The following is an 11,404-nucleotide window of genomic DNA, read 5'->3' as shown; positions in this document are numbered from 1 at the left end:
AACCCAGGATACAGGACGCCCAATGGAGCCGGCGGACTCCCCGCGCATCGCGCTGCGAACGGCCACGCGCGCCGACTTCGGGCTCATCCGCCGTTGGCTTGCGCGGCCTGACATCCAGGAGTGGTGGGGACCGGTGGCCGCGACCGAGGCCGAGGTCAACATGGCGCTCGGCGCCGAGCACGCGATCTGCCGTATCATCGAGGCGGACGGCGAGCCCGTAGGCTACGCCCATGCCGTCGATGCCACCCTTTGGGGTGCCAACCTGCCGGACGATCTCGAGCCCGGCACTTGGGACCTCGATCTCTTTGTCGCTTCGGAGGAGAGCCGCGGCAAGGGCGTTGGGCAGGCGGCGCTCAAGCTGCTGCGCGACGAGGTATTCGCCACCACGCTCGCGGTTGCGGTCTGCATCTTTCCATCGGTGAGGAACGAGCGCGCCGTGCGCGCCTACGAGAAGGCGGGCTTCCGCTGGCAGAGCGTTTGGCACGACCCCACCACCGGACCCGCCTGGTTCATGGTCTCCCGGCGCGAGGCGCAGTAATCGAGCACGCTCAGCGCGCCCGCACTGGGATCATCAGGATCAAGCCGACGACGAGAAACACCGCGATCGAGGCCATGCCGATGCGCTGGCTGTCCGTCGCTTGCGTGACCACCGCGACGAGAAGCGGTGCCATGAACGCAGTCACCTTCCCCGAGAACGCGAACAGGCCGAAGTACTGCGTCATCTTCTCGCGCGGCGCGAGGCGAGCGAGCAAGGCGCGGCTCGCCGCTTGCACCGGCGCCGCAACCAGTCCGACCAGCACCGCGAAGGCGAGAAACACGCGCTCGCCCGCCGACGAGAACGGCTCGGAGCCCGTAACTTTCGGCGCCACCTCGCTCACGAACAGCACGTGACCGGCATCGACCGAAAGAATGCCCAATGCACCGACGAGCAGCAGCAGCAGCGACAGGATGATCACGGTCTTCGATCCGACGCGGTCGTCGAGCACGCCGCCGATCAGGGCGCCGAACACGCCGGCGATCGTCAGCACGATGCCGAACAGTCCAAGCTCGAGGGCGCCCCAGCCGAACACGGCCGCACCGTAGATGCCGCCGAAGGCGAAGATCGCCGACAGGCCGTCCGAATAGATCATGCGCGCGACGAGAAACAGCAGCATGTCGCGGTTGGACGGCAGCGAGCGGATCGTCTCCCACAGCTCCGCGAGAGCTGGCCGGTCGCTTGCCGCGCCGGCCGGCCGCTTCGGGTCCGGCACGAACAGGAAGAAGGGAATCATGAACAGCGCGTACCAGATGGCCGCGAACGGCCCGACGAGCCGGTCGCCCTCGCGCGTGGCCGTGTCGAGCGGCAACAGCGGATCCAGTCCCAGAAGAGTTTTTCCCGTCACCGGGTCGGGCACGATGAGACCCGCCACCAGCGCGAGGCTTACGAGGCCTCCGGCATACCCCACGGCCCAGCCGGTGCCCGAGAGCCGCCCGAGCTGATCGTGCGGCACCAGGCTCGGCATGATCGAGTTCGTGAACACGGTCGTGAATTCGGCCATGGCCGTCGCCAGCACGAAGGCGATGAGGACGAGCGCGACGGTGGTCGTGCTCGCGCCCGGGACTGCCAGCCACAGCGTTGCGAGACCGGCAACGAACAGCACCGAGAACAGGGCCATCCAGGGCTTGCGCCGGCCCCGTCCGTCGGCGACCGCACCGAGGAAGGGGCTGCCGATCGCGATGATGACGCCCGCAGCAGCGGCGGCATAGCCCCACAGGGCCTGACCCTGTGCCGGGTTCGCCGCCACCGCATTGGCGAAATAGGGCGCGAACAGGAAGGTCACGACAAGCGTGTAGTAGGGCTGCGCTGCCCAATCGAACATCACCCAGGAGGCGAGCGCACGCCGCGGCGCGGCCACGCGAGGCCCAGTGTCGGTGGCAGCGTCCTGCACGGTTTCGTCCCCCCATCAATTCCCGTGTCAGTTCTATAGCCCAGCCGGACACGAAGCGCGCGCTTTTAGGCGAGCCGGTGCTCAGACCCCGTTGTTTTGCCAGGTATCGGGAGAACGCGACGCCTCTAGCCCGCCCAATGGCCGGCATAGTCCGCCCCTCGGAGCGCGAACGTGTCCTCGACCACGTAAGGCCCGCCGCCCACCTTGGGCCGCGACGAGAAAAGCACGAAGCTCTCGACCTGGAACGGCCGGCTGGTGAAGCCGCCGAGCTGCTCCAGCACGCGCGCGACGGACTCAGGCCGGGTTCCCTTGAGCCTGGCCAGCGTCACGTGCGGCTTGAAAGCGTGCTTCTCCGGCTTGAGGCCCGCGCTCCGCGCCGCCCGTTCGTTGGCGCGCGCCAGCGCATCGAGCCAGGGGTTCCCCGCTACGCCTGCCCACAGCGAGCGCGGCTGCTGCCCGCCGAACGCGCCAAAGCCCGAAAGCGTGAGCGTGAACGCGGGCTCGTCGATGGACGATAGTGCGGCGTGGAACTCGTCGGCTGTCGGGTTGTCGATGTCGCCGGCAAAGCGCAGCGTCAGATGCATGTCCTCGGGTTCGATCCAGCGCGCGCCTGCGAGCGGCATCGCGAACTCCGAAAGCTCGTCCGCCAGATCCAGTGGCAGTGTAAGGCCGGTAAAGAGGCGGGGCATGACGCAATCGTCCGCGATCAGGATTTGGAGATCGTCGCGCGTCGCTCGCGCACGCGCCCGATCAGCTCTTCGACCTTCGGCAGGATACCCTGCACGATGACACCGACGCCAGCCGCCGTCGGATGCAAGCCGTCCTGCAGATTGAGCTTGGCGTCGAGCGCCACGCCTTCGAGGAAAAACGGATAGAGCAGCGCGCCGTGCTTGGCCGAAAGATCCGTGTAGATGGTTGAGAACTTCGCCTCGTACTCCCGGCCCCAGTTCTTGGGGGCGGCCATGCCGGCGAGCAGGACGGCGATCTTCCGCTCTCCGAGCTTGGCGAGAATTGCGTCGAGGTTTTTGCGTGTCTCGTCGGGATCGATGCCGCGCAGCGCATCGTTCGCGCCGAGCTCCAGGACGACGGCCTCGGTCCCCTCGGGGATCGCCCAGTCGAAACGCTCGAGGCCGGCTGCCGTCGTATCGCCCGAAACGCCCGCATTTGCCATCTCGACCGCGACGCCCTTGGCTTTGAGGGCTTCCGCGAGCTGCACCGGAAAGGCCTCGGATGGCGCCAGCATGTAGCCCGCCGTCAGGCTGTCGCCGAACGCCACCATGCGGATCGGCGCCTCATCGCCGGCATGGGCCGCGCCCGTGACGGCCGCGAGACAGAGGTTGACGATTGCCATCAATCTCACCATTTGACCTCGGAAGGTCGAAGCGCTTTGCTTTGCCTTCATTTTTCCTCACCGCACAGCGACAGTCGCGCCTGCCGATTCCCGAGCACGCTTCCTGATGGAGCCCTGACACGTGCCCCAGCCGATCATCCGCCTCGACGACGTCCGGCTCAACCTCGAAAGCCGGGCCGGCCTGGTCGAGATCCTGAAGGGCATCACATTGGAGGTGGAGCACGGCCAGTCGCTCGCCATCGTCGGGCCCTCGGGATCGGGAAAGACGTCGCTTCTCATGATCCTCGCCGGCTTGGAGCGAGCCACCAGTGGGGATGTGCACGTTGTCGGCCGCGATTTCAATGCCCTCGACGAGGATCGTATGGCGCTGGCGCGCGGCGCGGACATCGGTATCGTCTTCCAGTCGTTCCACCTCATTCCCACCATGACGGCGCTCGAGAACGTGGCCTTGCCGCTCGAGTTTTCGGGTCAGGTGGATGCGCGCGAGCGCGCCCGGAGCCTGCTTACGGATGTGGGTCTTGGCCTTCGCATGGATCATTTCCCGGCCCAGCTTTCGGGCGGCGAGCAGCAGCGCGTGGCACTCGCCCGCGCGCTTGGACCTCAGCCCAAGCTGCTTCTCGCCGACGAGCCCACCGGCAACCTGGACGGCAAAACCGGCCGTCAAGTCGTGGACCTCCTGTTCGGCCTGAAGCGGAAAAGCGACGCCACCCTCGTGCTCGTCACGCATGACGAGCGCCTCGCCAAGCAGTGCGAGCGCACCATCCGCATGGCGGACGGCAAGATCGTCGCCGACGAGCAGACCGTGGTGGCCGCATGAGCACCGCCGCCGATGTGGCTGGCGCCGTGTCGCGCCCTCGCGCGGGCCTTGCCCCCTCGCGCCTTTTTGGCATCGCGCTGCGCGAGCTGCGCGCCGGCCTCTCTGGCTTTTACATCTTCATGGCCTGCGTCGCGCTCGGCGTCGCCGTTATCGCCACCGTCAGCACCTTGTCGGATGCCATTCGTGCCGGCTTCGAGACCCAGGGCGAGATCATCCTGGGCGGCGACGCCACATTCTCGCGCATGCACGCGCGTGCCACCGACGCCGAGCGCAAGTGGCTCGAAGCACGCGGCACGGTGAGCGAATCGGCGACGCTCCGCACCATGGCGCGCCGTCTCGACGGCGAGCAGCAGGCGCTGATCGAGGTGAAGGCGGTGGACGGCGCCTATCCTCTCGCCGGTACGGTGGAGGTCGAGGGCAAGCCCTTCGCCGACGCCATGTCGGCGCCCGACAGCGCCGTCGTCGATCCCGTGCTCTTGAGCCAGCTCGGCTTGCAGCTCGGCGACAGGGTGCGCATCGGTGACACCGAGGCGACCGTCTTGGCGACGCTCGAGACCGAACCCGATGCCGTCGCCGACCGCTTGACCTATGGACCGCGCGTCTTCGTCTCGCGAGAGACGTTGGCGAAGACAGGCCTCGTGCAGCCGGGCACGCTCGTGCGCTTTCGTTACGCCGTGAAACTCGCGCCCGGCGACGACGGCCGTCCGGCCGATCTCACCGCCTTTCGCGCCAAAGCCAAGGCCGACCTCGCCGAGTCGGGCTTCGTCGTGTCCGACAAGCGCAATCCGTCGCCGCAGGTCACGCGCACCCTCGATCGCCTGCGCCAGTTCCTGACCTTCCTCGGTCTCGCTGCCCTGCTGGTCGGCGGTGTCGGGATCGCCAGCGCCGTCTCGACCTTCATCGAGCGCCGCCGCAACGTCATCGCCACCATGAAGACCGTCGGCGCCACCAGCCGCACCGTGCTGCTGATCTTTCTCGTTCAGGTTCTCGCCATTGCGGTCATCGGCGTCGTCGTGGGGCTCGCGATCGGCCTCAGCGCCCCTTACTTCCTGATCTCTGCCTACGGCGATCAGCTCCCGATCAAGGCCGAGCTTGCCTATTCCCCCGCGAGCATCTTCGCCAGCGCCGCTTACGGCATTCTCGTAGCGCTGCTTTTCACGCTCTGGCCGCTCGGTCGCGCCGAGCTGATCAAGCCCTCCGTTCTGTTCCGCGACGAGGTCGCGCCCGAGCGTGTCTGGCCGCGCCGCGGCATCGTCATCATGACCGCGCTCATCGCCGCCACGCTTTTGGGCTTCGTGCTGACCATGGCGGAATCCGCCCGCATCGCCTTCTACTTCTGCGCTGGACTGATCCTCGTGTTTCTCGTTTTTGCCGGTCTCGGCAATCTGGTCACCATGCTGGCGCGTCGCGTCGCGCGTCCCAAGTGGCCGGAGCTGGCGCTTGCCATCGGCAACCTGGGTGCGCCCGGCGGATTGACGCGCTCGGTCGTGGTCTCGCTCGGCGCCGGGCTCTCGCTGCTCGTTGCCGTCGCCCTCGCGGACGCATCGCTGATCGAGGAGTTGACGAGCCGCCTGCCGCAGAAGGCCCCAAGCCATTTTCTGCTCGACGTGCCGAAAGCCGACGCCGAGCGCCTCATCGGCATTGTCGAGAAGGAAGCGCCCGGCGCGCACGTCGTCGAGGCGCCGATGCTGCGCGGCCGCCTCGTCGAGATGAAGGGTCGCAAGGCCGAGGAGTTCAAGCCGCCGCCCGAGGCCCAGTGGGTGCTGAATGGCGACCGCGGTCTCACTTATTCCGATACCCTGCCCGAGGGCTCGACGCTGGTTGAAGGCGAATGGTGGCCGGTAGACTATTCCGGCGAGCCGTTGGTCTCCTTCGAGCGTGACCTCGCCGGCCACCTCGGCTTGCAGATTGGCGATTCCGTCACCGTCAACGTGCTCGGCCGCAATCTCACGGCGCGCATTGCCAATCTGCGTGAGGTGAAATGGGAAAGCCTGACGCTGAACTTCGTCATGGTGTTCTCGTCCAATGCGCTGAAGGGCGCACCGCACAATCTGTTGGCGACGGTCAGCCTGCCGGATGACACCCCGCTCGAGACGGAGGCCAACCTCGGCCGCGCCATCGGCAAGGCGTTTCCCTCCGTCACCGTGATCCGCGTCAAGGATGCGCTCGAGGCCGTCAACGCCATCCTGTCCAAGGTCATGGTGGCGGTGCGCGTTGCCGGCGGCGTGACGCTGATCGCCGGGGCTCTGGTGCTGGCGGGTGCGCTCGCCACCGCGCAGCGTCGTCGCATCCTGGAAGCCGTCGTCTTGAAGGTGTTGGGAGCCACGCGCCGGCGTGTTCTCACCTCGCACGTGCTCGAATACCTGCTTCTGGCTGTCGTCGCCGGGCTGTTCGCTGCCGTGCTCGGCACGTTCGCCGCCTGGATCGGCGTCTCCGAGGTGATGAAAATTCCCTTCACGTTCAGCGCCGCTGCGGTGGGGCGCGCTCTGGTGCTGGCGATCGGGCTTGTCCTGGCGTTCGGTTCGCTGGGAACTTGGGCCGTGTTGCGCGCGAAGCCCGCGGCAATCCTCAGGTCCGAATAAAGATTAAATAAACGATAGATTGCTGCATACGTAGCCACCCCTCAGTATTTGGCGCCGTTTTACGGGACTGCCCGCATTAACATTTTGACCGAATTACCCTATATACAAGCCCAAGAACTCGGCGTTGCGGAGAAGCACTCTCTTGAATGGGAGCCGCACCTTTCCAATATGCCGATGGCAAATTTCGTTTTGCGCTAGAGGTCTTTAAGGGGACTCGAACACGATGGCACAGTTTGACAGCAGATATCCGCAAGCGACGACCGTTGGCCGCGCCGACGTCGACGAAGGTCTGCGCGCATACATGCTGGGCGTTTACAACTACATGGCGGCTGGCGTCGCGCTGACCGGCATCGTCGCCTACTTGATCTTCTCGATGGCCGTGACGAATGACGCGGCCTCCGCCGCGGCGACGCTTCCCAACGGCAAGATGCTGACCAGCTTCGGCGTCGCACTCTACACGAGCCCGCTCAAATGGGTTCTGTTCCTGGCTCCCATCGCGTTCGTGTTCTTCTTCGCGTTCAAGGCGGCCACGATGAGCGTCAGTGCCGCCCAGACCTCGTTCTGGGTCTACTCCGCCCTCGTCGGCGCGTCGCTCTCCTCGCTGCTGCTGGTCTTCACCGGCACCTCGATCGCCAACGTGTTCTTCATCACGGCGGCGACGTTCGCGAGCTTGAGCGTTTGGGGCTACACGACCAAGCGTGACATCTCGGGCTGGGGCTCGTTCCTGTTCATGGGCCTCATCGGCGTCATCATCGCCAGCCTCGTGAACCTGTTCACGCAGTCGAGCGCCATGAACTTCGCCATCTCGGTCATCGGCGTCCTCGTGTTCGCTGGTTTCACCGCCTACGACACGCAGCGCATCAAGGACGTCTACTACGAGGTGGCCGGCAGCGCCGAGGCAACCGCCAAGGCTTCGATCCTGGGCGCTCTCTCGCTCTACCAGGACTTCGTCGGCCTCTTCGTCAACCTGCTGTCGCTGCTCGGCGACCGCGAGTAGGACGAGACCCGAGACCGGCTCGATAATCGAAGGGCCCCGCTTCGTGCGGGGCCCTTTATCTTTTCGGATCACGTGCGCCGGGCTGGGAGCAAGCGGTGCGCCAACCTCAGTGGCTGAACTTTACGCTCTCGCAGGCCAGGAGCACGCGCGCGAGATCATGACCGCGCTTGAGGATCGCCCCGCTCCGGAGCACCACGCTGTAGGCGCCTTGACGGCGTGCGAGCCGCGGACATTTCTCGACGCGGAACAGCGGATACTCCGAGGTCCGCTGGAAGATGGCGAACACCGCCTTCTCGCGCCCCATCTGCAGCGCGTAGTCGCGCCACTCGCCGGCCGCCACCTTGCGCGCGTAGACGGCAAGAATGGCATCGAGCTCGTCGCGATTGAACGCGACGACGGGCGAGCCGATACGGGATGGAGCGGATGCGGGGCTGAGCTGCGTCTGGGTGCGTGAAGAGCCGCCCGACTCACGCGGGCGGAAACGTATGGGGTCGGATTCGCTCAAGCGCGCCTCCCTGCTATCGCCGCATCATGATCGCGCCGGACTCGCAATTTTTCAAGCAGTCCCTTCCAAGATTTCACATGGCCGCCACAAAGCGTCCTCGGGCAAGCCCCATTGCCCCGTATGATGCAAGAAACAGCGCCTGGCCCGGTCCATCCCCAGCTTCGGATCAATGCCCCAAGCCCCCATCCGAGGCCAATCTCCCTGGACCGGGCCTCAATCTCTCCCCCATCACCGCGTTTGTCCGGCACAGAAAATCCTTCGTGCCGCCGGATTGGCGTCGCCGTGCGGCCCTTGCGCGGCCCAAGTGCAGGCGGAGGCTAGCAGGCGTGGATCACCCGTTCGGCCGCCGTCGCTGACCGGAAACCCGAGCCCCCAGTCTGGTCAGGGGGCGGCACCGGGCGGGCCCACGTCTCCAATCTTGCTCCTCGTCCGAAACCGTGATCGCTCCGGGCCGGTCTGTGCGAAGCGGCATCATCGGTTTCATCAAGAAGGCAAAGGGCCGGTGCGAGCTGGCCCTTTGTCTTTGCGCGCGTCTTCCGCTATCGATTTCGACCCCGGGCGCACTTCGAAAGGACGAACGATGGCAAAGAAGGCTAGCAAGACGAGCCAGACGACCAAGAGCCCGAAGAACCCGCTTCTCGCGCCTTGGCGCACGCCTTTCAAGGCGCCGCCCTTCGCTGCCATCGAGCCGCGCCACTACAAGCCGGCCTTTACCCTCGCCCTCAAGGAGCACAAGCAGGAGATTGCCGGCATCGCCGCGCGCGAGCAAAAGCCGTCCTTTGCCAACACCATTGTCGCGCTTGAGAAGAGTGGCGCGCTGCTCTCCAAGGTCGCCGACGTTTTCTTCAATCTGACGAGTGCCGACACCAATGAGGCGCTGCAGGCCGTCGAGCGCGACATGGCCCCGAAGCTCGCCAAGCATCAGAGCGCCATGCTCCTCAACCGCCGGCTGTTCCTGCGCATCGCCGACCTCTACGAGCGCCGCGCCGAGCTTGACCTCGACGCCGAGGCCCTGCGCCTCCTCGAGCGTACGTATAAGGGCTTCGTCCGCGCCGGTGCCACGCTCGATGCCAAGAAGCGCAAGCGCATTGCCGAAATCAACACCGCGCTTGCGACGCTCGGCACAGCTTTCACGCAGAATGTGCTCGCCGACGAGCAGGCCTGGCACATGGTCCTGGATGGCGAGCGCGATCTCGCGGGCCTCCCCGAGTCGTTTCGCGCGTCGGCGGCCCAGGCCTCAGCCGAGCTGGGCAAGCCCGGCAAGCACGCCATCACCCTCGCCCGCTCCAGCGTCGAGCCGTTCCTGCAGTTCTCCGCCCGCCGCGACCTGCGCGAGGAAGCCTGGCGCGCCTGGATCAAGCGCGGCGAAAACGGCGGCGCGACCGACAACCGCAAGATCGTCGTCGAGATGATGGGGCTCCGGGCCGAGCTCGCGCGTCTCCTGGGGTTCGAGAGCTTCGCCGCCTACGCGCTCGAAGACACCATGGCCAAGACACCGGCCGAGGTAAGGAAGCTCCTCGATAAGGTTTGGCCGGCCGCCCTGCGCCGTGCGCGCGGCGAGCGTGAGGCCCTGGAGAAGCGCGCCCGCGCCGAAGGCGGGAACTTCAAGATCGCCGCTTGGGATTGGCGCTACTACGCCGAGAAGGAGCGCAAGGCGCGCTATGACCTCGACGAGGCGGAGGTGCGCTCCTATCTCGTGCTCGAGAACGTGCTGGAGGCGGCCTTCGACACCGCGGGCAAGCTGTTCGGCATCCTCTTCGAGGAGCGCAAGGACGTGCCGGTTTATCATCCCGACGTCCGCGCCTGGGAGGTGAAGACCAAGGCCGGCGAGCACGTTGGCCTCTTCTACACCGATTACTATGCGCGCCCCTCGAAGCGCTCAGGCGCCTGGATGTCCTCCTATCGCACGCAACAGAAGCTCACCGGCAACGTGCGTCCCATCGTCGTCAATGTCATGAGCGTGGCACGTGGCGCGCCGGGTACGCCGACGCTGCTCTCCTTCGACGACGCGCGCACGCTGTTCCACGAGCTGGGTCATGGCCTGCACGGCCTGCTCTCGGACGTGACTTATCCCTCGCTGGCGATGACCAACGTCCTGCAGGACTTCGTAGAGCTGCCTTCGCAGCTCTACGAGCACTGGCTCTCGCGGCCGGAGGTCTTGAAGCGTTTCGCGCTCCAGGCCGGCACGAAAAAGCCTATGCCGGAACGGCTGCTCGCCCAGCTCGAAGCGGCGCGCACCTTCAACCAGGGCTTCCAGACGGTCGAGTACACGGCCTCGACCTTGCTCGACCTCGAGCTGCATTCGCTCGCCGACGCCAAGGGCCTCGATGTCGATGCTTTCGAGAGCGAGATTCTCGCTCGCATCGGCATGCCGGCCGAGATCACGCCGCGCCACCGCATCCCGCACTTCCAGCACATCATCGGTGGATATGCGGCGGGCTACTACAGCTACCTGTGGTCGGAGGTGATGGACGCCGATGCGTTCCAGGCCTTCGTCGAGACCGGCAACGTGTTCGACAAGAAGACGGCGGGCAAGCTCAAGACCTTCATCTATTCGGCCGGCAACAAACAGGACGCGCTCGATGCCTATGTCGCCTTCCGCGGCCGCCCGCCCGAGATCGACGGCCTCCTCAAGAAGCGCGGCCTCGTCTGATCGAGCGCTCGGACGAAAAAGGCCGCCCGTGGAGGGCGACCTTTGCGTTTTCGGATGCGCGCAGGCCGAACCCACGCGGTAGTTTCATTCTTCACTGTCATCCTAGGCCTTGTGCCTAGGACCCATGTTTACGCATGGGAGGACGGAAGCCTTTCTGTAGGCGCTCCCGCCCGAGAGCTAACCCGCCTTCCTGTTCTGGCGGTTCGAGATCAGGTCGTCGACCACTGTTGGATCCGCGAGCGTCGACGTATCGCCGAGGCTGCCGAACTCGTCCTCGGCGATCTTGCGCAGGATGCGCCGCATGATCTTTCCGCTCCGCGTCTTCGGCAGCCCGGGCGCGAACTGCACGACGTCCGGCGAGGCGATCGGCCCGATCTCGCGGCGCACGTGCGCGACCAGCTCCTTGCGCAGCTCGTCGGAAGCAACCTCGCCCGCGTTTAACGTCACATAGCAGTAGATGCCCTGCCCCTTGATGTCGTGCGGATAGCCGACCACGGCCGCTTCCGAGACCTTGGGATGGGCGACCAGCGCGCTCTCCACCTCGGCAGTGCCCATGCGGTGCCCCGAGACG

The 11,404-nt window shown here is 66.0% G+C and carries 9 protein-coding genes and 1 pseudogene; 5 read left to right on the top strand and 5 right to left on the bottom strand.

Features of this window, described 5'->3' with window-relative positions:
* Positions 1 to 538, top strand: a 538-nt coding sequence (locus QZV93_RS13295) for a GNAT family N-acetyltransferase (RefSeq protein ID WP_295559108.1), incomplete at its 5' end; no start/stop codon positions are given.
* Positions 539 to 548: 10 nt separating this feature from the next.
* On the opposite strand, the gene QZV93_RS13290 is transcribed toward QZV93_RS13295, so the two are convergent.
* The 3 genes from QZV93_RS13290 to QZV93_RS13280 all read right to left on the bottom strand — a co-directional run bounded on the left by QZV93_RS13290 (position 549) and on the right by QZV93_RS13280 (position 3,279).
* Positions 549 to 1,928, bottom strand: a complete 1,380-nt coding sequence (locus tag QZV93_RS13290; RefSeq protein ID WP_295559107.1) for an MFS transporter — start codon at positions 1,926 to 1,928, stop codon at positions 549 to 551.
* 125 nt (positions 1,929 to 2,053) lie between these two features.
* On the bottom strand, positions 2,054 to 2,617 hold the full coding sequence (thpR, locus tag QZV93_RS13285) for an RNA 2',3'-cyclic phosphodiesterase (RefSeq protein WP_295559106.1): 564 nt from the start codon (positions 2,615 to 2,617) through the stop codon (positions 2,054 to 2,056).
* A 17-nt stretch (positions 2,618 to 2,634) separates the two neighbouring features.
* On the bottom strand, positions 2,635 to 3,279 hold the full coding sequence (locus QZV93_RS13280) for an arylesterase (RefSeq protein WP_295559105.1): 645 nt from the start codon (positions 3,277 to 3,279) through the stop codon (positions 2,635 to 2,637).
* 121 nt (positions 3,280 to 3,400) lie between these two features.
* Here QZV93_RS13280 and QZV93_RS13275 point away from each other — a divergent pair, with 121 nt between their 5' ends.
* The 3 genes from QZV93_RS13275 to QZV93_RS13265 all read left to right on the top strand — a co-directional run bounded on the left by QZV93_RS13275 (position 3,401) and on the right by QZV93_RS13265 (position 7,675).
* Positions 3,401 to 4,096 (top strand): ATP-binding cassette domain-containing protein, encoded by a 696-nt coding sequence (locus QZV93_RS13275; protein ID WP_295559104.1) that lies wholly within the window; start codon positions 3,401 to 3,403, stop codon positions 4,094 to 4,096.
* Complete coding sequence (locus QZV93_RS13270) at positions 4,093 to 6,678, top strand: FtsX-like permease family protein (protein WP_295559103.1); 2,586 nt, start codon at positions 4,093 to 4,095, stop codon at positions 6,676 to 6,678. Before QZV93_RS13275 ends, QZV93_RS13270 begins: the two co-directional genes overlap by 4 nt.
* Positions 6,679 to 6,901: 223 nt before the next feature.
* On the top strand, positions 6,902 to 7,675 hold the full coding sequence (locus QZV93_RS13265; protein ID WP_295559102.1) for a Bax inhibitor-1/YccA family protein: 774 nt from the start codon (positions 6,902 to 6,904) through the stop codon (positions 7,673 to 7,675).
* 106 nt (positions 7,676 to 7,781) lie between these two features.
* On the opposite strand, the gene QZV93_RS13260 is transcribed toward QZV93_RS13265, so the two are convergent.
* Positions 7,782 to 8,180 carry a DUF2794 domain-containing protein gene (locus QZV93_RS13260; RefSeq protein ID WP_295559101.1) on the bottom strand — a complete coding sequence of 133 codons (399 nt, stop codon included), beginning with the start codon at positions 8,178 to 8,180 and terminating at the stop codon, positions 7,782 to 7,784.
* Positions 8,181 to 8,760: 580 nt separating this feature from the next.
* Here QZV93_RS13260 and QZV93_RS13255 point away from each other — a divergent pair.
* A complete protein-coding gene (locus QZV93_RS13255) occupies positions 8,761 to 10,833 on the top strand; it encodes a M3 family metallopeptidase (RefSeq protein ID WP_295559100.1) in 2,073 nt (690 codons plus the stop codon).
* A 177-nt stretch (positions 10,834 to 11,010) separates the two neighbouring features.
* Here the strand turns inward: QZV93_RS13255 and QZV93_RS13250 are convergent.
* A pseudogene (locus QZV93_RS13250) lies at positions 11,011 to 11,404 on the bottom strand (acetyl-coenzyme A synthetase); the annotation flags it as partial.

Origin of the sequence: uncultured Hyphomicrobium sp. (assembly GCF_902826555.1) — a bacterium.
Taxonomy (GTDB): domain Bacteria; phylum Pseudomonadota; class Alphaproteobacteria; order Rhizobiales; family Hyphomicrobiaceae; genus Hyphomicrobium_C.
The sequence above is the reverse complement of the archived record's forward strand: the minus strand, read 5'-3'. Positions and strand labels throughout refer to the sequence as shown.

Coding starts and splice junctions, on each gene's coding strand:
- QZV93_RS13265 (WP_295559102.1), top strand. CDS start 6,902: ATGGCACAGTTTGACAGCAGATATCCGCAAGCGACGACCGTTGGCCGC.
- QZV93_RS13270 (WP_295559103.1), top strand. CDS start 4,093: ATGAGCACCGCCGCCGATGTGGCTGGCGCCGTGTCGCGCCCTCGCGCG.
- thpR (WP_295559106.1), bottom strand. CDS start 2,617: ATGCCCCGCCTCTTTACCGGCCTTACACTGCCACTGGATCTGGCGGAC.
- QZV93_RS13255 (WP_295559100.1), top strand. CDS start 8,761: ATGGCAAAGAAGGCTAGCAAGACGAGCCAGACGACCAAGAGCCCGAAG.
- QZV93_RS13280 (WP_295559105.1), bottom strand. CDS start 3,279: ATGGCAATCGTCAACCTCTGTCTCGCGGCCGTCACGGGCGCGGCCCAT.